The following is a 22,413-nucleotide window of genomic DNA, read 5'->3' as shown; positions in this document are numbered from 1 at the left end:
TTAGATGATCCTACTCATGAGTTACCTCGTCCTCGCGCGGAAGTGGCGGCCTCAAACCTTCGACGACATGACCGGACAGGAGCACATCGTCCGGACCATCGCGAACGCCATCAAGATGGACCGCGTGGCCCACGCCTACCTGTTCTGCGGTCCTCGCGGGGTGGGCAAGACGACCGCCGCCCGCCTGCTCGCCAAGGCCCTCAACTGTGAGCAGGGCCCCACCGCGAGCCCCTGTGGCACCTGCCGGGCCTGCACCGAAATCACCTCCGGCACCTCCGTGGATGTGGCGGAGATCGACGGTGCGTCCAACAACGGCGTCGAGAACGTCCGCGAGATTCGCGAGAACGCCAAGTACCTGCCGCAGCGCGACCGGCACAAGATCTACATCATCGACGAGGTCCACATGCTCTCGGGGGCGGCGTTCAACGCGCTCCTGAAGACGCTGGAGGAGCCGCCCGGGCACGTGAAGTTCATCTTCGCCACCACCGAGGCGCACAAGCTCCCAGACACCATCCTCTCGCGCTGCCAGCGCCACAACTTCCGCCGCATCCCCGCCGCACGCATGCTCCAGCGGCTCAAGCAGATCTCCGACGCCGAGGGCGCGGGCATCTCCGACCGCTCCCTGTCGCTCGTCGTCCGTCAGTCCGAGGGCGGCATGCGCGATGCCTTGAGCCTCCTGGATCAGGTGCTCGCCTCGTGCGGCGCCAACCCCACCGATGAGTCCGTGGCCGAGGCCCTGGGCGCCATCGACCGCACGGTGGTGCAGGAGTTCGCCGAGGCGCTCGTGCGCAAGGACGCCCGCAAGGTGCTGGAGCGCGTGGAAGAGATTTTCAACCGCGGCCTGGACCTGAAGCGGCTCGCGGAGGAGCTGGCGCTCCAGCTGCGCCACCTCTTTGTCACCAAGGCCGTGGGCGAGGCCCCCGCGGAGCTCGCGGAGTCCGAGCAGAAGGCGCTCCTCGCCCTGGCGCAGGAGGCGGACTCGGCCCAGCTCGCGCGCCTGTTCGACGTGGTGCACGGCTGCGTGTGGGACGTGGCCCGCGCCGCCCAGCCCCGGCTCGCGCTGGAGATGGCGCTGCTCAAGGCCATCCAGCTCTCCCCCGCCAGCAGCATCCCGGACCTCCTGGCCAAGGTGGACCGGCTGGCCCAGGGCCTCACCGCCGGCGACGGCACCGCGAAGTCCCAGTCCGGAGCGCCAGGAGGTCGCTCCGGTCCCACGAACTTTCGCGTCTGAGCGCGCCCCCGAGCCGCCCCGCCCCGTCCCCGCTCTGGCGGCGCCTGTCCCGGCCCCACCGGTTCAGGCCGCCCCCGTCCAGGCCCCCCCTGTCCAGGCCGCTCCGGCCTCCCGGAACGGTCATGGCCCCCCCGTGCCGCCTGCCCGGCCCTGGGGTCCACCCCCCAACGAATCCCTTCCCCCCCGCGCCCCCCCGGGGCCCGGGGCGCCGCCCTCCCCTGCTCCCGCCGGGGCCACGCCGCTGTCGCGCGTCACCACCCCGGCCCCCGTGGTGCGGGTCACCAACGTGCGCAAGCCGGAGGTGGCAGACGACAGCGTCGACGAGCGCCTCTTTCCCGAGGAGGGCTCCGCCGAGGGCTGTGCCTCCGGCGAGTGTTTGCCGGAGCCAGAGCCCGAGCGCGAGGCGGAGCCCGAGGTGGCCCCGCCGCCCGTGGCCCGGGGGCGGGACAACCCCACCCAGCCCCTGATCGAGCGCTGGCGCGCGGCGGTGGAGACCGTCCGCACCGCGAGCATCCGCCATGGCACCGCGCTCGCCAACGGGCGGCTCCTGTGGCTGCGCCCGGGAGAGGTCGGCGTGGCCTATGTCCCCAAGGCCGCGTTCCACCGCACCACCCTCTCGGCGTCCGGTGGCAAAGCCGTCGTGGAGAAGGCGCTCGCGGAGCACTTCGGCCGGCCCATGAAGCTCACCGTGGAGGAGGCCACCGCCGAGATCGCTGCCTCCACGGTCAGCCTCGCCGAGCAGGACTCCCAGGCCCGCGCCGCCCACACCCAGAGCACCGAGGGCAAGGTCCGCTCCCACCCCGCGGTGCGCTCGGTGCTGAAGCTCCTGGGGGGCGAAATCGAGCACATCCAGGTCCTGGAGCCCGAGCGCCCCGCCGCCAGCCCGGCCCCCGAGGTTCCCGAGGACAGTGCCTGAGGACAGAGCCTGACAATGCCCTCGCGCAACGCTAGGGTGCGCCTCGCGTTCTTCCGGTCCCGCGGCCCCTGCCAAGCGGCCGCTCCCACGCTCGAAGAGGAAGTCCCATGCCCGGCATCGACCTGAACTACTTCATCCGGCAGGCCAACAAGCTCACGGAGAAGATCGAACAGCGCAAGCAGGAGCTCGCCAACGAGAAGGTGGAAGCCGCCTCGGGCGAGGGCCGCGTCAAGGTCGTCGCCAACTGCATCCAGGAAATCCAGAGCATCAAGATCGACAAGTCCGCCATCGATCCGAACGACACCGGGATGCTGGAGGACCTCATCACCGCCGCCGTCAACGCTGCCCTGGCAAGCAGCCGTCAGCACATGCAGAAGGAGCTGGCCAAAATCTCCGGCGGCGTGAAGATCCCCGGGATTACTTAACCCCGGATGACGCCCGATCCCCTCAATCGCCTGGTCGCCCAGCTCGCGAAGCTCCCGGGCATCGGTGAGAAGACCGCGCAGCGCCTCGCCTTCCACATCCTGCGGGCGCCCGGCGAGTACGCCACGGAGCTGTCCCAGGCCATCCGCGAGGTGAAGGAGAAGGTGCACCTGTGCACCCGCTGCTTCTCGCTCACGGACACCGAGCTGTGCGGCTTTTGCCGGGACGGCCGCCGGGACGATCGCGTGCTGTGCGTCGTGGAGACGTTCGCGGACCTGATGGCGCTGGAGCGCACGCGCGAGTTCAAGGGCCGCTACCACGTGCTGCACGGCGTGCTCTCGCCGCTGGAGGGCGTAGGCCCGGACCAGCTGCGCATCCGCGAGCTGCTGGAGCGGCTGGGCGACTCCAAGGTGGAGGAGATCATCCTCGCCACCAACCCGGACGTGGAGGGCGAGGCCACCTCGCTCTACCTCATGCGCCTGCTCAAGCCGCTGGGCCTGCGCGTCAGCCGCATCGCCCAGGGCCTGCCCATGGGCGGCGACCTCGAGTACGCGGACCAGGCCACGCTGGCCAAGGCGCTCAGCGCCCGGCGCGAGCTGTAGCACCCGCTACCGCGCCACCCGGTAATCGAACGGCAGCACCACGTTGACTTCCTGGTCCCGGTGGGCGGGAAAGCGCAGGCGCTCGGCCTGCGTCTCCAGGCACCGCCCCACCGACCGGGAGGCCAGCGGCCCCTGCGTCTGCGCCTTCACCTTGCCCGAGGAGGCAATGGTGAGCCGCACGCTTACCTTGCCCGCGTCCGCGGGGAGGTCCGCCTTGTACCGCTCGAAGCACGTGGCGATGCGGGCGCTGGCCCGGGACACCACCCGCTGCACGTCCTCCAGGCCCAGCGACACCGCGCGCGCCTTGGCCCCCTTGGACGAGGCCTTCGCCGGGGGCGTCTTCACCGGCTCCGGCTCAGGCGCCACCACGGCCGCCGCCGTCTGCGGCTCCGGGAACGCTTCGGGGGCCGGGAGCGCTTCGGCCACCGGGGCCTGCACCGGCGGCTCGGCCGCCACGGCGGGGGGCGGTTCGTTCGCGGCGGGAGGCGGCGCCTCGACGCGGGCCGTCACCACCGGGGCCGCCGACAGGCGCCACGTGGTGAACGCCGCCCCGAGCAGCAGCAGGCCCACCGCCGTGCCGAGCGCGAGCACGCGCTTGCCGCGGCCCGCTTTGCGAACCCCGGCCTCGCGCGTCACCTGCGCATTGCCCGCCCCCTCGACGAAGGTCTGCGCGGAGACCACCGAGATGGTGACGCTGCTCCGGGGCGGGGGCGGCGGGGTGGCCGCCGCCTGGGCCTTCAGGGTGGCCAGCGGGGGGATGCGCGTCTTCTCCGCGAAGCGCTCGTCGCCGAACTGGCCGCGCAGGTACTCCACGAGCTGGGCGTGCGTGGCCAGCGCCACCTGCCCGGCCAGCTCCCGCTCCAGCGCGTCCGCGAACTCGCCCGCCGTGGCGTAGCGGTCCTGGGGGCGCGGCGCCATCGCCTTGAGCACCACCGCTTCCAGCGCCTTGGGAATCTCCCGGCGCAGCGTGGTGGGCGGCGCGAAGTCGCCCTTCAGGAGCGCGTTGAGGATGGCGAGATCATTCTCCCGCGCGAACGGGCGCACGTTGGTGAGCGACTCGTAGAGGCTCACCCCCAGGGAGAAGACGTCCGAGCGCCGGTCCACCTCATCCCCACGGGCCTGCTCGGGGGCCATGTAGATGTACTTGCCCTTCACCACGCCGGTGCGCGTCTGGGACAGGCGCGACTCGGCCTTGGCGATGCCGAAGTCCAGCACCTTCACCTGCCCCTGGTAGGTCAGGTAGAGGTTCGACGGGGAGATGTCCCGGTGGACGATGTGCAGGGGCTGGCCCAGCTCGTTGGTGAACTCGTGGGCGTAGTGCAGCCCCCGGGCCGCATCCACGAGCACCCGCAGGACGATGGGGATGGGCGTGTACTGGCGCTTGCGCCCCGCCTGCCGGAGCGTGGTGGAGAAGTCCTCCCCCGCCAGGTACTCCATGCAGATGTAGTAGCAGCCCTCGATGAACCCCAGCTCGTGGATCTGGATGATGTTCGGATGGGACAGCCGCGCCGCCAGCCGCGCCTCGTCCCGGAACATGTCCACGAAGTCGGGCATGTTCGACAGGTGCGAGAGCATGCGTTTGATGACGACGTTGCGCTCGAAGCCGTCGGCGCCCAGCCGCTTGGCGAGGAAGATCTCCGCCATGCCGCCCTCGGCGAGCTTACGCACCAGCACGTAGTTCCCGTACGGACGCAGGGGCTGGGCCAGCATGGCGGGCTCATGGACCGTCTGGGACTCGTTCATTCCGAAGGACCTCACTTCAAGGTACGCACCACGTAGACGTCCGGACCGCCCGCCCGCTGCATCTTAAACAGCAGAAGGGGGGGAGCGCCCACCGGCTCGGCCCACGTGTTGAAGCGGTGCTTGCTATCGAGCGTTACGGGACGTCCGTTGATGGACAGCCGCGTGCCCACGGGGGCCACCCCTGCCGCCCGGACCCGCGCCCCCCCCTGCTGGCCATGACGCGGCGTGTTAATCACCAGGACGGGGACCGAGTTGTCGTACACCAACTCCAGCTTGTTCATGCGCCCACCCCGGAGCGCCTTGCCCGCCTGGGACAGGGGCGTCACCGACCAGAGGAAGCTGCCTTCGCCCAGCACGCCGGACTCGACGGAGGCGCGCGTGTCGGACACGGTCCGCTCCGCCACGGGCTTGCCCAGCGCGCCGCTGCGGTACACCTGGACGCGGTACTTCGCCGCCTGGGCCTCGGCCGCATAGGTGAAGGACACCGCCGGGGGCTTGTCCTGGTAGTAGATGGTCGTCTTCTCCAGCCCCTCGGGCACCTCGTTGGTGATGCGGGCCAGCGCCTTGGTCGCCCGCTCCGGCGCGAAGCTCGCGCTGCCCCGGGCCACCTCCGTGCCGTCCGGCCGCCGCACCCGGACGTGCAGCGCGCCCCGTGCGGGCACGGGCACCCGGAGGAAGGGCTGATGGACGGCGCCTCGGAGGACAAGGCGCTGGAGGTCCGCATCGGTGGCCACCTCCACCACCGCGTCACCGGCCTCCTTCCATTCGAAGGTGACGTCCGAGAGCCCCCGGTGAAACACCTGCAAGCGCGGCGCGACGGGCAACACGAGGGGGCCGCGCGCCAGGGGGACAATCTTGGCCGGGCCGCCGCCCTCCACGGACGCGTGCTCGCCCGCGCGCAGGGGCTGGCGGCTCTCCCCCTGCAACAACACCACGTCTCCGGCGATCGAGGCCACGTCGAGCCCCTGGGAGGTGCGGCGCACATCCACGTGGGCCGCGTCCTTCGACTCCACCGTGAGGCCGGGCATCACCACGCGGCTGTCCCGCCCCTCCGCGAGCCGCAGCGACAGCTGGCCCCGGCGCAGGTCCACCCGGGCCTCATCCGTGGCGCCCTGCTGCCCGGCCCCCTGCATCACCAGCTCGCCCCCCGAGGAGAGCGCGAGCGTCGAGGCCGAGCCTTCCAGCCCCAGCACGGCCACGCCGCCCTTTACCCGCACCCCATCTCCCGGCGAGAGCGGCTGCGGGCCCTTGCTCACCGTCCACCGCTCGCTGCCCTGGGCGCGGACCTCCACCTTGCCGCTGTCGGCGCGGACGGTGACTTGAATGGGGGCCAGCTCGAAGACCTTGGCCGGACGGGCCACCAGCTCCGCGCGGCCCGCCGTCACCGACACCGTCTCGCCCGCCCCGGCCTGGAGCGCCTCGCCATCCTTGCCCACGAAGGCGATGGTCCCCAGCCGCACCTCGACACGGCCCTCGCCAGCCCCCTCACCGGCGCCCACGCTCACGCGGACTTCACTCGCCTCCTGCGCGCTCACCCGCGTGAGGCCGTAGGGGGTCAGGATGCGCAGCTCGACCTTCGGTGCAGGGCGCCCCGGGGACGCCGCGGGCACCCGGCTGAGCACGATGCCGCGGTCCACCCGCAGGACCACCCCGCCATCGTCCTCCTCCAGCACGAAGCGCGCGTTGGGCCCCACATCGATCGTCCGGCCATCCTCGAAGCGGACCGTGACGGAGCCATTCGCCCCGGTCTCCAGCGCCGCCCCGCGCGCGAGCGGCCCCTCTTGGGCGGGCCCGGTCTTCCCGTCCTGCTCCCACCGCACCTCGCCCTGGATCGCTTCGAGGCGCGCGAGCGAGCCGGGGTTCCCGGCGGGCGCGCCCTGCGCAGGGGCGGTGGAGGACGGGGCCTGCGGAGGCGGCGAGGCCTCCTGGTCACACCCGGCCAGCAGGACCCCCAGGAGCACGGCCAGACGCATGCGAAGCGGACTCACCGGGACCTCGCCCTCGGGAAGAGGTCAACGTTGAAGATGGCCTGCTCCCCATCGCGCACGGTGACGGACTTGGTCTGCGTGAGGTGGCCCTTGGCGGAAATAATGATGCGGTAGGTACCAGGCTTCAATTTCAGGGAGAAGGTTCCCTGGGCATTGGTGCGGGTGCGCACCTTCGTCGTGGGAATGACGAGCCGGGCCACGAGGGCGCGCCCCTGGGTGCTGCGCACCCGCCCCGCGATGGTGGCGTGGCCCACGCGCCGGACCGGCAGGAGCTGAACGGGGAGCACGGCCTCCTGTCCCGCGACGACGAACGCGGCCTCTTCCAGCGGCTGGAAGCCGGGCGCGGAGACCCGGACCGAGACGGGCCCTGGCTCCACATCGTCCAGCCGCACCTGCCCCGCGGCATCCACCCGAAGCTCCCGCGTCCCCACCGAGAGCACGGCGTCCAGCACGGGCGAGCCATCGCGCTTGTCGGCCACGGAGATCTGCAGGCGGCCCACCTGGGGCGGAAGCTTCTGGGCGCGGACCTCCAGCGTGGCGCGCGCGCCGGCCTCCACCGTGACGCTCGCCTCGGCGAGCTGGTAGCCCTCGGCGCGGACTTGGGCCACCACCTCGCCTGGCTCGAGCTCCGGCACCAGGAGCAGCCCCTCGGGATCCGCCACCTGGGACGGCTGGGCCTCGCCCGCCACCACGAGCGTCACCGGGGCTCCCCCCAGGGGCGCTCCGGTCTGCGCATCGGCCACCTTCAGCGCCAGCGCGCCCCACGCGGGCGGCGGCGGCACTTCGGAAGCGGCGGCCCCGCGCGAGGCCTCCGCATCGAACCAGGAGAGCTCCAGCGCCGCCCCAATCCGCTGAAGCGTCTGCTCCGAGGAGGCCCGGGAGGCCGACAGCCGGTCATGAAGGTACTGGTAGTCGAGCGCGAGCGCGCCCGACCAGCGGCGCGCCTGAACCAGGGGAACGCGCAGCGCGGCCCCCAGCTCGAAGCCCCGGGAGCTGGCCTCGGCCCCCGCCGCATCCTTCGCGGAGAGGACCACGGGGTACTCTCCGCGCACCTCGCCCTGGAGCTGGAAGAGCAGCGGAAAGCGCAGCCGCCCGCCCACGAGCACCGCATGCCGGTCTCCGGACTGGAACGCGGGCGCCCCCGGAATCGCACCTCCAAAGAGCGGCAACTGGGCAAAGCCGTACCCGGCGTTCAGCTCCGCCCGGACGGGCCCGAGCCGCACCCGCCCCACGAGCCCTCCGGCCGCCCGCAGCAGGCTGCCCTCGGACAGGAGCGCCGACTCGCGCCGGAGGGAGAAGCCCTCGCGCTGGAAGCCCGCCCAGGCGCCGAGCCCCGGCCACCCATACACGGTGGCCCAGGCCGCCATGTCGTTGGGGGTCATCCCCGAGTAGCGGAAGCCGGGACTGGGGGCCACCTGCTGCCCATCCCGGAGGGCCAACCCGTAGCGCAGGCGCAGCGAGGCGCGCTCCCAGCCGTGCACGGCCCCGTCCGCGCCCATGCCCTGGGCCATGCCGCCACGCGGCAACCCCACGAGGGCGAGCACGGCGAGGGCAAGCAACGAAGGGCAGCGGCACGAGGAGGCCAAGGCCCCCAGGAGTATATAGGAAAGAGCGGAGCTTCCCCCAAACCCAGGATGAAGAATCCCCTGGATTGTCAGCCCCCTGTCTCATCCCGTAAATGGCAGGCCATGCGCTCCCTGCTGCTGATGACCCTGCTGTCCGTCAGCGACCCACGATTGGACTCCGGCGAGAAGCTCCTGGCGGCCCGGGATTGCGAGGGGCTCCAGGCGCTCTTCGCCTCGCCGGACAGCCCCGCCACCGGCAGCCGTGTCCCCTCGGCGCGGCTGCTCGTGCGAGGCGCCTCCGCCTGTCGAAAGCAGGACACCGTGCTGGCCTTCGCGCTCACCGAGCGCGCGCTGGCGCTGGCCCCGGAAGACGCGGGCGTGCGCACGGCCCACGCGGAGAGCCTGCTGAGTGTGGAGGAGCGCACAGACGCGGCCCGGTTGCTGGACGCGATTCTGCGGGAGCACCCGAAGGACGCCGCCCGGGCGCGGATCCTGCGCGCCCAGCTCGCGGGCCAGGAGTCCGAGAACGCCCTGGCCGTGCAGCTCGCCTCCTCCCTGGCCCACCACCCCGAGTACGGCGAGCAGGCCCGGGCTCTCCTGGCCCGCCACCAGAGCGCCCTCCAGTCGGACGCCGAGGCGCGCGAGGCCCTGGCCCACGAGGAGCGCGCCCTGGCCGAGCGGGCCGAAGAGGCCGCCCAGACGCCCTCCCACGCCCCTCGCCCGGGCAGCGAGGCCTGGAGCACACGCGGCACCCTCAAGAGTGGTGGCCAACGGACGTTCCGCACCCGGAACATCCAGGCGGGCTTCACCTACATCCTCCACGCCACCGGCACCTGCACGCCCCCGGCCCGGCAGGGCCGCAAGAGCAAGCTGGCCCCCCCGGTGGACCTGTTCGGCCAGGACTTCCGGGTGCGCATCGGCGCCCAGGAGCCCCTGCACCTCAAAGTAGGACTGGAGCCGGAACGCAACGCGCTGACTTTCCGGGCCCCCGAGGACAACCCCCAGCTGTTCCTGGAGGACCGGACGGGCGCGCGTTCCGGAGGGCCGCATTGTACGATCAGCGATGTAGCAGTGCGGGTTCCTTGAACCCAACCGCTGATCTCCGAGAAAGAGCGGTCACGTAGCTTGCTGGACAGGGAGGTGTCTGCTAAGCATCCGCCGGTCGGGAGCGACGCATCTAACCTCCGGGATTCACTCCGGAAACCCCGGAGGCCGCTAACACGCGGGGAGAAGCGAACGCTGAGGAGCGTAGAGGAGCGGATACGCCCATGGGCACGCAATTGGTGATGTACGAAGAGGAGTTCACCAAGATCAACGCGGTTTGCGACCGGCTGACCAAGGACGCGAACGCGAAGGTGGTGTTCCTCGTCGACAAGAACGGGCAGCTCATCTCCTCGGCGGGCCAGACGCAGAACATCGACACCACCTCGCTGGCCTCACTGACGGCCGGCAACGTGGCGGCGATGGGCGGTCTGGCCAAGCTGATTGGCGAGAACGAGTTCCCGAACCAATTCCACGAGGGGGCGAAGGACTCCCTCTACATGACCATCGTCGGCAGCCGGGTGGTGCTGGTCGTCATCTTTGACAACCGCACCAGCCTCGGCCTCGTCCGCCTGCGCATCAAGAAGGCCAGCGATGAGCTGGCGAAGATCTTCGAGAGCCTGGTGAAGAAGACCGACACTCCGGGGATCGGTTCGCCGTTCGCCGAGATCTCCGACGACGATATCGATAACCTCTTCAGCGAATAAGCCGGGAAGCCATGTCCTTCATCAACTACTCCTCCCGCGAGATCAACTGCAAGATCGTCTATTACGGGCCGGGGCTCTGCGGGAAGACGACCAACCTTCAGTACATCTACAACAAGACCGCCGCGGACACGAAGGGCAAGCTCATCTCGCTCTCCACCGAGACGGACCGGACGCTCTTCTTCGACTTCCTTCCGCTGTCGCTCGGAGAGATCCGCGGCTTCAAGACGCGCTTCCACCTCTATACGGTGCCCGGCCAGGTGTTCTACGACGCCAGCCGCAAGCTCATCCTCAAGGGCGTGGACGGCGTGGTGTTCGTCGCCGACAGCCAGATCGAGCGCATGGAAGCGAACATGGAGTCGCTCGAGAACTTGCGCATCAACCTGGCTGAGCAAGGCTACGATCTGAACAAGATCCCGTACGTCATGCAGTACAACAAGCGGGACCTGCCCAACGCGGTGACGGTGGAAGAGATCCGCAAGGCGCTCAACCCGCGCAACATCCCCGAGTACCAGGCCGTGGCGCCCACCGGCGTGGGCGTGTTCGACACGCTCAAGGCGGTGGCGAAGCTGGTGCTCACGGAGTTGCGCAAGGGCGGCTAGCTCGCGGAGCAAGCAGCCGCTCATCCGCTCCCCTCTGATGCCTTGAGGGGAAAGGGTGTTATGACCGGGCGCCGGTCAGGCCTGCTTCTTTGTCGAGGTTGCTCGTGCGTTGCGCTTCCTCCACCCTCTGCCTCTTCGCGCTGCTGGGCATCGGCCTGAGCTTGCCGGTGTCCGCCCAGGAGGCCCCCGCGGCTCCTGCCCCCGAAGCCCCCGCCGCCGCGCCTGCTCCCGAGGCCCCTCCGGCCCCGGCTCCCACGAGCCCTGAGCCCGCGGTCTCCGCCCAGACGGCCGAGGAGTCCTTCAACACCCGCGTCAAGACGCTGGAAGAGCAGGTCGTGGACCTGAAGGAGAAGATCTACCGCTCCAAGGCACGGCTGATGCTCTTGCAGGAGACGGTGCTCGCCGGGGACATCGCCTCGGGCGCGCGCGCGGTGCTCATCCACAAGAACACCATGGGCAGCTCGTTCGTCCTGGAGTCGGTGAGCTACTCGCTGGACGGCGCGCCCATCTTCACGCGCGTGAACGAGAACGGCGAGCTCGACAAGCCCGAGGGGTTCGAGATCTTCAACGGCCGCATCATCCCCGGCCAGCACCAGGTGTCCGTGCGGCTGACGTACCGGGGCAACGGCTACGGCGTGTTCAGCTACCTGGACGGCTACAAGTTCAAGGTGCAGTCCAGTTACACGTTCAGCGCCGATGCCGGCAAGCGGACGGCGTTGACGGTGGTCGGCTTCGAGAAGGGGGGCTTCACCACGGATCTGAAGGACCGGCCCGCGGTGCGCTACGACATCGAGGTGTCGCGCGAGCCCGGCAAGGCGGCCGCCCCCGCCCCCGAAGCGCCCCTGGGCCCCACTTCCGCCACCGGCACTCCGTAAGGGCTCTCCGGTGAGTACCTCGCGCGTCCTGGCCTTCGCCGCAACGGCCCTGCTGTTCGCCACCGCGCCGGGCCGTGTCCACGCGCAGGCGGCGGACGCCCTGCCGCTGAAGCAGGTGGAGGAGCAACTCCAGAACGCGGATTCCCACATCCGCTTCGTCGAGACGCAGTTCACCCAGCGCCCCGAGCCCACGGACGACGGCAGCCACCTGCGGCGCTTCTCCGATGGAGAGATTCAGTACCTGCTGGGCGACTGGGCCTCGGCGTCGGTCCTCTTCTACGACTTGGTGAGCGAACCGGCCTTCAAGCGCCATCCGCGCTACGCCGATGCGCTCTTCTATCTGTCCGACGCGCTCTACCAGCAGCAGAACTTCATCGGCGCGCGGCTGTACCTGCGCCAGCAGCTCTCCCTGCCCCCCACGGAGCGCTACAAGGACGGCCTCTCGCGGTACCTGAGCGTCGCCAGCCGCCTCAACCAGTTCGAGGACATCGACTCGTACATCGAACAGGCCCGGCAGTTGTCCGGAGGCCAGCTCCCGCCCGAGCTGGCGTACGTGTACGCCAAGTGGCTCTTCAAGCGCGCGGACCTGCCCCCCGCGGAGCGCATCCGCAGCGCCCGGGCCGCGTTCGAGCCGCTGACGCAGGCCCCCAACGAGCTCATCCCCCGCCAGAGCGCCTACCACCTGGGCGTGCTGTCCGTGCAGGCCGGGGAGTTCGCGGACGCCATCGAGCGCTTCCGCGCCGTGACGGCCCTGCCCGCCAGCAGCCGGGAAGAGCGGCGCATCCGCGAGCTCGCCAACCTCTCCATGGGCCGGTTGCTCTACGAGAGTGGACGGCTGGACGAGGCGCTGGACCGCTACCAGGAGATTCCCCGGGACAGCGACTACTTCGTGGACACGCTCTACGAGATTGCCTGGACGCAGGTGAAGCGGGGCCGCTTCGAGCCCGCCAAGAACGCCGTCGACCTGCTGCTGCAGATGGCGCCCGAGTCCACGCGGGTGCCCGACGCCCAGCTCCTTCAGGCGCACCTGCTGCTCAAGATGCGGCGCTACGACGAGGCCACCGAGAGCTACCACCAGGTCATCACCGCCTACCGGCCGGTGAAGGACCAGCTCGACGAGCTGCTCACCCGCACGAGCGATCCGGTCGTCTACTTCGACAACCTGCTGTCCGAGAGCAGCCGCACGCTGGAGCTGGGCACGCTGCTGCCCCCGGTGGCGCTGCGCTACGCCACCACGCAGCAGGAGATTTCCGACGCCTCGCGGCTGGTGGGAGACCTCGCCAAGGGCCAGCAGGGCGTGACCGAGGCCCGGGCGTTGGCCACGCGCGTCCTCGACACCCTGGCCAAGCAGGGCTGGGAGGCCTTCCCCGAGCTGCACGAGGGGTACAACCGGGTGGACGCCGTGGAGAGCGGGCTCATCCGGATGGAGCAGGTGCTGGTGCAGCTCGAGGCGGCCATGGTGCTGGAGCACCTCACGCCCGAGGAGCGCCAGCAGTTGGAGGCCCTCCGCCGGGAGCGCGAGCCCGTGGCCGAGCGCTTCGCCCTGCTGCCCACCACGCTGGAGGAGAAGGAGACCCGGCGCCAGCGGATGCAGGCCCGCGTCGACACGCTGGACCGCGAGGCCTTCCGGCTCATCTACGAATTGCAGAGCCAGAATGCCGTGACGGCCTCGGTGCTCAAGTGGCTGGCCGACTCGCGCGACCCGAAGAAGCCGCCGTCCGAGGCGGAGATCGACGTGCTCGGGAAGATCCAGATCGAGACGGACCTCCAGGAGGAGCTGAAGGCGGAGCTGGCCCGGACGCGCGCCCAGCTCTCCGACGAGCGCACCCGCGTGGCCTCCTTCGTCGCGGGCGAGGAGACCATCCGCCAGCAGTTCTACGGGGTGCTCCAGCGCGAGCACCTGCTGCTGGCCTCCATCTCCAGCCGGCTGCCCGAGGACGTGGCCCGGCAGATGGCGCACGTGCAGGAGGTTCGCGAGCGCGCGGACGGGCTTCGTGCCCGGGTGGCCGCCTCCAAGGGCGTGCTCCTCGCCCAGCGGGAGCGCCGCGTGCGCATCATCCAGGACAAGGTCCGGGCCGAGGAGGCACTGCTCACGCGGTATGACGCGGAGACGGCCACCGCCTCGGCGGACGCGCGCAACCTCGTGGGCCGCATCGCCTTCGACAGCTTCCGCCGCGTCCGCCAGCACTTCTACGAGCTGGTGCTCAAGGGGGACCTGGGCCTCGTGGACGTGGCCTTCACGCGCAAGCAGGACAAGACGGAGCAGATCCAGGCGCTGTCCGTCCAGAAGGACGAGGCGGTGCGCGCCCTGGACAAGAGCCTCCAGGACTCCCTCCAGGACACCGGCGAGTGATGCGGCGCCTGCTCCCCATGCTGCTGGCGCTGGTGCCCTGGGTGGCCTCCTCCCAGCCGCCCTCCCCTGCCCCCGCGCAGGGCCGCTACCTGGAGGGCATGGGCCGCACGCCGGAGGATGAGGCGCTGCTCCAAGAGCTCAGCCGCGCCCTCCAGGCCTATGAGGCCGAGGCCCGCGAGTACCGGCTCGAAGCGCGGCGGCTGATGGAGCGCCGGTACGAGGCGCGGCGAGGCGAGCTGACCACCTCCTATGAGGAGAACCTGGGCACGCTGGAAGCCGTCGAGCGCCAGGAGCGGCTGGCGGCCATTGCCCAGTTCGAGGCGTTCCTGGAGCGCTATCCGCGCGAGCCCCGGCACACCCCGGACGTCATGTTCCGCCTGGCGGAACTGTACTACGAGCGCTCCAGCGACGAGCACCTGACGGCCCTGAGCGCCCACGAGCAGAAGCTCCAGAGCCTGCCGGACAACGCGCAGCCGCCCGAGGAGCCCGCGGTGAACTTCGGGCTCTCCATCGCCCTCTACCAGCGGCTCATCCACGACTTTCCGGACTACCGGCTCAACGACGGGGCCTGGTACCTGCTGGGCTACTGCCAGGAGAAGCAGAACCAGTTCGACGAGAGCCACACCACCTACCAGCAGCTCATCGCGCGCTACCCGAAGAGCCGCTTCGCCATCGAGGCCTGGGTGCGCATCGGCGAGCACTACTTCGACGCGTACAGCGGCCCGGAAGTGCTGGCCAAGGCGGCCCAGGCCTACGAGGCCGCCACGAAGGACCCCACCCACCCGCTCTACGACAAGGCGCTCTACAAGCTGGGCTGGACGTACTACCGCATGGACCGCTTCGGCGATGCGGTGGCGCGCTTCCTGGACCTGGCGGACTTCTACGAGGCCCAGAAGCAGGCCCAGGGCAAGGGCTTCGGGGGCGGAGACCTGCGCGAGGAGGCGCTCCAGTACGTCGCGGTCTCCCTGGCGGATGACACCTGGGGCGGCCTGCCCAGGACCGAGGCCATCCTCGCCCAGCGGGGCCCCCGCCCCTACGAGGCCGACCTCTACCGGCGCCTGGGCAACGTCTGGTTCGACCAGACCAACCACCCCGATGCCATCACCGCCTACCGGCGGGCGCTCCAGAAGGAGCCCCTGGCGCCGGATGCGCCGCGGCTCCAGCAGCGGATCGTCGAGGCGTACGAGCGGGACCGGAAGCTGCCCGAGTCCTTCGCCGAGGCGGAGGTGCTGGCGCGGCTCTACAGCCCGGGAAGCGACTGGTACAAGGCGAACGCGCACTCGCCCGAGGCGCTGGCCACCGCCAACGCCATGGCGGAGAAGAGCCTCTACAGCGCCGCCATCTACCACCACCAGCAGGCGCTCGCGCTCAAGAAGGAGGGCTCGCCCGAGCAGGTCCGGGCGGGCTACCAAGTGGCCGCGGCGTCCTACGGCAACTACCTGGAGCGCTACCCCCACAGCCCGAACGCGTACGAGATCCGCTTCTACTACGCCGAGTGCCTCTACCACTCGCTCCAGTTCTCCCTGGCGGCGGCGAACTACGAGCAGGTGCGCGACTGGCCCAAGGACACGCGCTTCCTCAAGGACGCGGCCTTCAGCACGGTGCTCGCCTGGCAGCAGCAGCTCACGCGGGATGTCCAGGAGGGCAAGGCGAAGCAGTACAAGGCCCTGCGCGCCAGCGAGCTGGCCGAGGCGCAGCAGATCGAGCGGCTGCCCCTGTCGGACGCGGAGACGCGGCTGGTGGCGGGCTCGGACGTGTACGTGGAGAAGCTGCCCCGGGACGAGAAGAGCCCAGGCATCGCCTACAAGGCCGCCGAGCTGTTCTACGCCCACAACGACTTTCCCGAGGCGCGCCGGCGCCTGGAGGCCATCGTCCAGAACTGGCCCAAGCATGAGGTGGCGGGCTTCTCCACCAACCTCATCGTGGAGAGCTTCCTCATCGACAAGGACTGGCGCAGCGTCGAAGAGGTGAGCGGCCGGCTCATCGCCAACAAGGACGTCATCGACCCGTCGAGCAACCTCTACAAGGAGCTGGTGAAGTACAAGCTCTCCGGCCGCTTCAAGCTGGCCGACCAGCTCCTGGCCGCGGGCCAGTATGACGAGGCCGCCCGGAAGTACCTCCTGCTGGTGGAGGAGGCCCCGCGCCACGAGTTCGCGGACAAGGCCCTCAACAACGCCGCCATCGCCTACGAGAACACGCGCCGGTTCGACTCGGCCCTCAAGCTCTACGAGCGCATCTACCGCGAGTACCCCACCTCGAAGCTGGCGGACGCGGCGCTGTTCCGCGTGGCGGTCAACGCGGAGAAGTCCTACGACTTCGACAAGGCCGTCGCCAGCTACCAGAAGCTGGTGAAGGACTACCCCGACTCGAAGGACCGCGAGGCGGCGCTCTTCAACGCGGCGCGGCTGCTGGAAGCCCAGCAGCGCTACCCCGAGGCGGCGCGGGCCTTCATGCGCCTGGTGGAGCTGTTCCCCAAGTCCGAGGACGCGCCGCGCAACCAGTACCGGGCCGCGCTCATCTTCGAGAAGCACCAGGACTGGTGGCGCACGCTGCGCGAGCTGAACGCCTTCGTGCGGACGTTCTCCAACAAGCCGGCCCAGGCGGAGCTGGTGGTGGAAGCCCACAAGCGCCTCGGGGAGGCGTTCCTGAAGGTGGACAAGGAGCGCGACGCGCGGCGGTCGTGGACCCGGGCGGCGGACGAGTTTAACCGCCGGGGCATGAAGCCCGACACCCACCCCCGGGCCGCCGAGGCCGCCGCCTTCAGCCGCTTCCAGCTCGCCGAGCTGGAGCTCAAAGAGTTCGACACGCTGAAGATTGGCGGCCGGGGCAAGGCGCTGGAGCGGAGCTTCGAGGCCAAGCGCAACGGCGTCAAAGCCGTGAACAGCGCCTATGACAAGGTCTTCCCCTTCAAGCGCCTGGAGTGGTCCCTGGCGGCCTCGTACCGCAAGGGCTACGTGCTGGAGCGCTTCGCCAACACCATCATCGAAACGCCCGTGCCCGCGGACGTGAAGCGCCTGGGCGAAGAGGCCGTGGTGGCCTACCAGGACCTGCTCGCCCAGCAGACCGCGGAGGTGGAGGACAAGGCCGTGGAGAAGTACGCGGCCACCCTGCAGGAGGTGCGCAAGAGCCACGTGTCCAACGAGTGGTCCCGGCGCACCCTGGAGTCGCTCAACCGCTTCCGCCCCAAAGAGTACCCCGTGCTCAAGGAGCCCAAGCAGTCCATTGCCTCCGCGACGGCCTACCCCGAGGGCCTCGTGGGCCAGCTCTCCGGCCCCGCGCCCGGCGCCAGCGAGCCCACGCAGAAGCTGAGCACGGGAGGTGGCAAGTGAGGCCGCTCCGGCTCTGCGCATGTCTGGGGTGGCTGCTGGGCGCCGCCTGTGCCTCGGCCCCCGCGCCGCGCCCTCTCCCCGCGCCTCAGACGGAGGACACGGCCGCTCCGGACGCCCAGGCCCCCCAAGCTCCGGAGACGCCCCTGGCAGAGGCCGCCCCCGAGGCCCCCGCCCCGGCCCCGCCCGCCAGCGTCCCGCCGGATGCCCAGTCCCGCGCGGACTTCGAGCAGGCGGTGGGGGTCGCCCAGCGGGGCGAGTGGGAGACGGCGGAGCGCGGCCTGGAAGCGCTGCTGAAGACGAACCCCACGCTCGACTATGCCTGGACCAACCTGGGCGTGGTGCGCGAGCGCAAGGGCAAGCTGGAGCAAGCCGAGCGCGCCTACCGCAAGGCCCTGGAGCTGAAGCCGGACCAGGAGGCCGCCTGGGACTACCTGGCCCGGCTCTTCTGCCGCACCGGCCGGGCCCCGGCCATCGAGGCGGAGCTGCGCCAGAAGCTGGAGGCCCGCCCGGACGCGGTCACCCTCCGCGCGGCGCTGGCCTTTACGCTGCTCCACCAGGGCAAGCTGGACGCGGCCTCCGCCGAGGCCAAGCGCGCCCTCAAGGTGGACGAGCGCCACGTGAAGTCCATGCAGGTGCTGGCCCAGGTGTACTCGCTCGAGAAGAAGCACGAGCTGGCCCACATGGTGCTGGAGAACGCCCTGGCCATCGCGCCCCAGGATGCCGCCACCCACAACGCCCTGGGCGTGGTGCAGCTCACGCTCAACGCGCGCGCCCTGGCCCTGGAGAGCTTCAAGCGCGCCGTGCAGCTGCGCCCGGACTTCGCCGAGGCCCGCAACAACCATGGCGCCCTGCTCAACGAGACCCAGGACTACCCCTCGGCGGTGAAGGAGCTGGAGGCCGCCGTGAAGTCCGCCGCCGACTTCGCCTCCGCGCGGCTCAACCTGGGCAATGCCTACCGGGGGCTGGGGCAGTTCGCCCAGGCCCGTTCCGAGTACGAGCAGGCACTCAAGCTCCAGCCCACCCTGGCCGATGCCCTGTTCAACCTGGCCATTCTCTACTTGGATCTGGAGCCCGAGGGCCTGGACACCCTGGAGCGCTTCCAGACCTCCATCGCCTTCTTCGAGAAGTACCGCGCCCAGGGCGGCAAGGACGAACGGGTGGACCAGTACCTCAAGGATGCCCGCAAGGGCATTGACAGGGAGGAGCGCCGCCGGGAACGCGAGAAGCGCGCCCCTGTGGGTAACTCCCTGACATCTCCCTCCAATTCGGGTAAGCTGGCCACCGACAGCCAGAAATAGCGCCTGGGCCCATGAAAACCCTTCTCTCCCTCCTGCTGATGACCGCCGCCGTCCCCGCGCTCGCGCAGGACAAGGACAAGCCCGCCGACGAGGGGGCCAAGAAGAAGAAGGTCATCCGTTTGGATGCCCTCACGGTCGAGGGCAAGATCCAGAAGCCCCAGGCCTTCTACATTCTTCAACGCTCGAACCTGAACTTCGAAGACCTCAACCGTCCCGAGAGCTTCGTGCCCCAGGTCGTCGAGAGCGTGGACAAGCAACCCTTCTAGGACGGCCTTCTCACGGACTCCATGGCGTCTCCTCAGCCTCAGCACAGCAAGGTGTTGCGCGTCGGCCTCATCCAAGGCGGCCGCATTCTCGACGAGCGGCACGTCCAGCGTGAGGACATCACCATCGGGCACGATGGGAAGAACACCCTCATCCTGCCGCCGCACGACGACCTGCCCGCGAAGTTCGCCCTCTTCGAGAACCGCAACAACCAGTACCAACTGGTGTTCGACGACACGATGCAGGGCCGGGTCCACCAGGGCAAGGACGACCTGGACCTCGCCCGGGTGCGCCAGCAGGGGCTCGCGCAGGAGCGCGGCAGCGTCTACGTGCTGCCCTTGGAGGACACCGCGCGCGGCAAGGTGGAGGTGGGCGGCGTCACCCTCTTCTTCCAGTTCATGCCCCCGCAGGAGACGGAGAAGCCCGCGCTTCCCCCCGGCGTGAAGGGGGGCGCCTGGAAGACGATGGACCGCGCCTTCTTCGGCATCCTCGCCGCCTCGCTCCTCCTGCACATGGCGTGGGGCATCTTCATCGTCTCCTCGGCCCCCCCGGTCGAGCCCGAGCTGTCTCTGGACGAGCTGGAGGACCGCTTCGTCCGGGCGGAGATCATCCCCCAGCAGCGCCTCCAGGAGCAGCCGGTGGCCGAGGCGGCCCCGGCGTCCAACGACGAGGCGGCCGAGAAGCCCGCCGAGAAGAAGCCTCCCACGGAGGCCAAGCCCGAGTCCCCCCGCCCCGCGAACTCCGCCCAGCAGCGCGCGGAGCTCGCCAAGAAGGTCTCCAGCAAGGGCCTGCTGAAAATCCTCGGCTCCTCGGGAGGAGGCAGCGGCGGCGCGTTCGCGGACATCCTCGGCAGCGGCACCGGCGGCAATGAAATCGCCGAGGCGCTGGCGGGCGCGGGCGGCGTGGGCGTGGCCACCACGGAGTCCCTGGCGGCCGGCGGCCCCAAGGGCGGCGGCACCGGCAACGTGGCGAGCATCGGCGAGGTGGGCACGCGCGGCGGCGGGAACGTGGACCTGGGCACCAAGAAAGAGGTGGCGGTGGTGGGCCGGGTGAGGGACGCGGCCCCCGAGGTAGACAGCTCGGACGTGGACCGGGAGGCCCTGTCGCGCTACGTGAAGGCGCGCCTGAAGGCCATCCAGAACTGCTACGAGAAGGAGCTCAAGCGCAATCCCAACCTCAAGGGCAAGGTGGTGGTGCGCTTCAACATCAAGCCCTCGGGCCGCACGAGCGACATCGACGTGGAGGAGAACACGCTGGGCAACGAGGCGGTGGGCAGCTGCATCCGCACCGTCATCCGCAGCTGGGTCTTCCCCTTCAAGCCGGACGATGAAGTCCCCGTGGCCTACCCGTTTGTCTTCTCCCCCGCGGGCTAGGCAGGGAGGGTTTGACACCCCCCCGGGCCACTCCTACGCTCGGCACCCATTTCCCTTTCTGGGTTGGAGTCACGGTTGAGCCGCCCCTTGCGCATCCTTGGATCCCTGGCCGTCCTGCTCGCGGCGGGAGCCCCCCTCGCGCAGGAGGCCCCGGCGCGGCCCCCCGTGGAGCGGGCCAGTGAGGTGCCGGACGCGGAGAAGCTCCAGCGCAGCGCCCAGGCGCTTGGCGTCATGCGCGGGGTGTTGACCGAGGTGCAGGCCAAGCTCGTCGAGGCCCGGAGCACCAAGGACGTGGTGAAGCTCAACTGCGTCAACGAGAAGCTCACGCAAATCAAAGGCCTGCTGCGCATCTCCGAGCAGGCGGACGTCGCCCTCCAGGAAGCCGTGGCCCGCCGGGACAGCACCTCCAGCGAGCACGAGTACACCAAGGTGACGATCGCCCGGCAGAAGGTGTCCCAGCTCAACGCCGAGACCGAGGAGTGCGTCGGCCAGCTCCTGTTCCGCACGGACGAGAACCTCTCCGTCGACGTGGAGGAGCCCCGGGACTTGCCCGGCGGAGACCCCACCCAGCCCCGGCCTCCCGGCAACGTCATCGCCCGTCCGCCGCCCGCGAGCCCGACCCTCTGAGCCTGTGAGCGCGCTCACAGCGCCCGGGATACGGCCACAGCCGATAATTGCAACCTGATCAGCCGTTACCACAGTGGCCCCCGCTTCCGGGGCAGCAGGGGTTTCAATTTTCCTGGGGGCCTCGACGCTGCGTGTTATGACGCGTCGCAGGTCTCTTGCCAGGGAAGGAAACGGGGAAGCGTTTCCCGGAATGTTCGTCCGAGCCATGATGCAGCCTGGACACATCCGAGGAGCCGTGTGCGCGCTGCTGGCGATGCTCCTGCCCATCGCCGCTTCGGCGCAGGTCCCCACCAGCGCCCCGGGAGGCAACGGCTTCAAGGTGGGCGAGGGGCGGGTGCACCCCTTCCTGGAGCTGGAGACCCGGCTCGACACCGGCGTGGGCTACTTCCCGGACACCGCCACCGCGGATCCGAATGACGTCTCGGACAACCTCGCGAGCGAGCTGGTCCTGCGCGTGCGGCCCGGGGCGAAGCTGGAGCTGCCCTCCTCGCGGATGTCCGTCAACGCCACGGCGTTCCTGGAGTACGTGCGCTACACGGGGCTGCTGACGGCCCCGTCGGTGAACGCCTCGCACCTGGAGGGGGCCGCGGACCTGACGGCCACCTTCAACCCGGATGCGCCCCTGCAACTGGTGGTGTCCGACCGGCTGCTGCGCACGGACCAGACGCGCAACGTGGCGCTGGGCGCGGGCGTCCTGTCGCTCTTCAACGAGCTGCGGGCCAGCGTCCCCATCAAGCCGGGCGGGGGCGCCTTCGAAATCACGCCCGAGGCGGCCTGGGCCGTGGAGTTCTTCTCCCCCGTGGGAGAGTCCATCCCGGTGGGGTGCGAGGAGGACGTGTGCAACCCGCTGGAGGTCGACAACTTCGACAACAGCACGCTGCACGCGGGGCTGGATGGGCGCTGGCGCTTCCTGCCCAAGACGGCGGTGGTGCTGGACTCGGACCTGGACTACCGCAGCTACTTCCGGGGCAACTCACCGGATGCGCTGCTGCTGCGCGTGTCGGCGGGCCTCGCGGGGCTGGTGTCTCCGAAGATCAGTGCCACCGCGAAGCTGGGCTGGGGCTACGACTTCGCGGACTCGGGCGGCAGCACGCTCATCGCCCAGCTCGACGGCACGTACATGTTCAGCCCCACGATGACCTTCAAGGCAGGCTACTTCCGGACGCTGAGCCCGGTGGCCGCCTACGGGCTGTACCGCAACGACCGGCTCTTCGCCGAGGCCCGGACCCTGTTGGGGGGCAAGCTGACGCTGCACGGCCTGGTGGCCCTGGACCTGCTGGGCTTCTATGACGAGGCCGACCCGCGCTCGGACACGCTGGTGAGCCTGGATGTGGGGGCGGACTACCCATTCAAGCCGTGGCTGCTCGGCGCGGTGGGGTACCTGCTGGGCTCACGCTCCTCCTCGGTGGACGGCACGGGCCTGAATTACACGCGCAACGAGGCGTACCTTCGGGTGTCCCTGGTGTACTGAGCCCTGAC

The 22,413-nt window shown here is 70.2% G+C and carries 18 protein-coding genes; 15 read left to right on the top strand and 3 right to left on the bottom strand.

All coding sequences use genetic code 11. The features are described from left to right. Positions 1-16: 16 nt before the first annotated feature. From dnaX to recR, 4 genes are all read left to right on the top strand, one after another. Complete coding sequence (gene dnaX, locus KY661_RS33045; RefSeq protein WP_225413985.1) at positions 17-1,231, top strand: DNA polymerase III subunit gamma/tau; 1,215 nt, start codon at positions 17-19, stop codon at positions 1,229-1,231. A gap of 133 nt (positions 1,232-1,364) precedes the next feature. Beyond that, entirely contained in the window at positions 1,365-2,147 is a 783-nt protein-coding gene (locus tag KY661_RS33040; RefSeq protein ID WP_225413984.1) for a DNA polymerase III subunit gamma/tau, read from the top strand. A gap of 107 nt (positions 2,148-2,254) precedes the next feature. Beyond that, the gene (locus tag KY661_RS33035; RefSeq protein ID WP_075004712.1) at positions 2,255-2,572 is read left to right on the top strand and encodes a YbaB/EbfC family nucleoid-associated protein; all 318 of its coding nucleotides are present in this window, start codon (positions 2,255-2,257) and stop codon (positions 2,570-2,572) included. A 6-nt stretch (positions 2,573-2,578) separates the two neighbouring features. Further along, positions 2,579-3,172: a recombination mediator RecR gene (gene recR / locus KY661_RS33030; RefSeq protein ID WP_225413983.1), complete on the top strand. Its 594-nt coding sequence runs from the start codon at positions 2,579-2,581 to the stop codon at positions 3,170-3,172. Between the two features lie 6 nt (positions 3,173-3,178). Here recR and KY661_RS33025 read toward each other — a convergent pair whose 3' ends face one another. The 3 genes from KY661_RS33025 to KY661_RS33015 are packed head-to-tail and all read right to left on the bottom strand — an operon-like array spanning position 3,179 to position 8,489. Next, positions 3,179-4,915, bottom strand: a complete 1,737-nt coding sequence (locus tag KY661_RS33025; RefSeq protein ID WP_225413982.1) for a protein kinase domain-containing protein — start codon at positions 4,913-4,915, stop codon at positions 3,179-3,181. 11 nt (positions 4,916-4,926) lie between these two features. Beyond that, the gene (locus KY661_RS33020; protein ID WP_398577282.1) at positions 4,927-6,903 is read right to left on the bottom strand and encodes a hypothetical protein; all 1,977 of its coding nucleotides are present in this window, start codon (positions 6,901-6,903) and stop codon (positions 4,927-4,929) included. Then, positions 6,900-8,489, bottom strand: a complete 1,590-nt coding sequence (locus KY661_RS33015; protein WP_225413981.1) for an MSCRAMM family protein — start codon at positions 8,487-8,489, stop codon at positions 6,900-6,902. The genes KY661_RS33020 and KY661_RS33015 overlap by 4 nt, the downstream gene beginning before the upstream one ends. 102 nt (positions 8,490-8,591) lie before the next feature. On the opposite strand from KY661_RS33015, the gene KY661_RS33010 reads away from it, so the two are divergent. The 11 genes from KY661_RS33010 (at position 8,592) to KY661_RS32960 (ending at position 22,405) form a co-directional block, all read left to right on the top strand. Continuing rightward, a complete protein-coding gene (locus KY661_RS33010; protein ID WP_225413980.1) occupies positions 8,592-9,554 on the top strand; it encodes a tetratricopeptide repeat protein in 963 nt (320 codons plus the stop codon). Positions 9,555-9,736: 182 nt separating this feature from the next. Further along, positions 9,737-10,216 carry a gliding-motility regulator GTPase-activating protein MglB gene (gene mglB / locus KY661_RS33005; RefSeq protein WP_013375379.1) on the top strand — a complete coding sequence of 160 codons (480 nt, stop codon included), beginning with the start codon at positions 9,737-9,739 and terminating at the stop codon, positions 10,214-10,216. Between the two features lie 11 nt (positions 10,217-10,227). Next, the gene (gene mglA, locus KY661_RS33000) at positions 10,228-10,815 is read left to right on the top strand and encodes a gliding-motility regulator Ras-like GTPase MglA (RefSeq protein WP_002613100.1); all 588 of its coding nucleotides are present in this window, start codon (positions 10,228-10,230) and stop codon (positions 10,813-10,815) included. A 104-nt stretch (positions 10,816-10,919) separates the two neighbouring features. Continuing rightward, a complete protein-coding gene (locus KY661_RS32995; RefSeq protein ID WP_225413979.1) occupies positions 10,920-11,690 on the top strand; it encodes a dihydrolipoamide acetyltransferase in 771 nt (256 codons plus the stop codon). A gap of 10 nt (positions 11,691-11,700) precedes the next feature. Next, entirely contained in the window at positions 11,701-14,043 is a 2,343-nt protein-coding gene (locus KY661_RS32990) for a tetratricopeptide repeat protein (RefSeq protein ID WP_225413978.1), read from the top strand. Further along, a complete protein-coding gene (locus tag KY661_RS32985) occupies positions 14,043-17,372 on the top strand; it encodes a tetratricopeptide repeat protein (protein WP_225413977.1) in 3,330 nt (1,109 codons plus the stop codon). Before KY661_RS32990 ends, KY661_RS32985 begins: the two co-directional genes overlap by 1 nt. After that, positions 17,369-18,670, top strand: a complete 1,302-nt coding sequence (locus KY661_RS32980; RefSeq protein WP_225413976.1) for a tetratricopeptide repeat protein — start codon at positions 17,369-17,371, stop codon at positions 18,668-18,670. The genes KY661_RS32985 and KY661_RS32980 overlap by 4 nt, the downstream gene beginning before the upstream one ends. 11 nt (positions 18,671-18,681) lie before the next feature. Further along, positions 18,682-18,936: a hypothetical protein gene (locus KY661_RS32975; protein WP_075004704.1), complete on the top strand. Its 255-nt coding sequence runs from the start codon at positions 18,682-18,684 to the stop codon at positions 18,934-18,936. A 21-nt stretch (positions 18,937-18,957) separates the two neighbouring features. Beyond that, positions 18,958-20,307, top strand: coding sequence for an AgmX/PglI C-terminal domain-containing protein (locus KY661_RS32970; RefSeq protein ID WP_225413975.1), 1,350 nt, complete (start codon positions 18,958-18,960; stop codon positions 20,305-20,307). Positions 20,308-20,394: 87 nt separating this feature from the next. Next, a complete protein-coding gene (locus tag KY661_RS32965) occupies positions 20,395-20,934 on the top strand; it encodes a hypothetical protein (RefSeq protein WP_225413974.1) in 540 nt (179 codons plus the stop codon). 205 nt (positions 20,935-21,139) lie between these two features. Next, the gene (locus KY661_RS32960; RefSeq protein WP_225413973.1) at positions 21,140-22,405 is read left to right on the top strand and encodes a hypothetical protein; all 1,266 of its coding nucleotides are present in this window, start codon (positions 21,140-21,142) and stop codon (positions 22,403-22,405) included. The last annotated feature ends 8 nt before the right edge of the window (positions 22,406-22,413 follow it).

It is taken from the genome of Allostigmatella hybrida (assembly GCF_020103775.1).
GTDB classification, from domain to species: domain Bacteria; phylum Myxococcota; class Myxococcia; order Myxococcales; family Myxococcaceae; genus Hyalangium; species Hyalangium aurantiaca.
This window is presented reverse-complemented; position numbering and strand designations above follow the sequence as displayed.